The organism is Pantoea sp. Pa-EAmG, from assembly GCF_030024295.1.
In the GTDB taxonomy this organism is placed as follows: domain Bacteria; phylum Pseudomonadota; class Gammaproteobacteria; order Enterobacterales; family Enterobacteriaceae; genus Pantoea; species Pantoea dispersa.
In genome coordinates this window covers 1-504 of sequence record NZ_JASEWO010000424.1, presented here as the reverse complement: position 1 = coordinate 504, position 504 = coordinate 1, and the positions used below count along the sequence as shown (strand labels likewise).

Below are 504 nucleotides of genomic sequence, written 5' to 3'. Positions count from 1 at the left end.
CGATTGCTGGCCTAGATGAATGACTGTCCACGACAGAACCCGGCTTATCGGTCAGCTTCAACTTCTTCTAAAACAATACGTTGGTGTATCTCAGGCGCTCATAAGCAGAAATGAGATACAGAATGGGATACACCAACGGTTGCACCATCCCTCATACGCTCCGCCGAAACGACATTTACTATGTCTACTTTTGCTTTACTGAACGTCAGTTTTTTCGTTGTTCTTTAGGCACTGACAGCCCTCGTCGTTGCCGGTTTATCATTTCTCGCCTTAGCCCGTACATATCGCTCTTCAGACTGGGTAGGATAGGGCGCGGACAACTTCTCAAAATAATAAAAACGATGAAAAAAATAACGACGCAGGACATTGATTTATTCGTAGCGGGTATTAACGCCGAGATCTTGCAGTATGTGGAAGATATTCCGGGCGAAGCACGTACTGAACGGTTAAACAATGAAGAACCTATGCCGATACAGGCTATTTATAATTTTACAACCAACTTTG

General features: G+C 44.2%; 1 pseudogene. It reads left to right on the top strand.

The window, feature by feature from the left end:
• Positions 1-122: 122 nt before the first annotated feature.
• Positions 123-504: pseudogene (locus QMM04_RS23050) on the top strand (hypothetical protein); the annotation flags it as partial.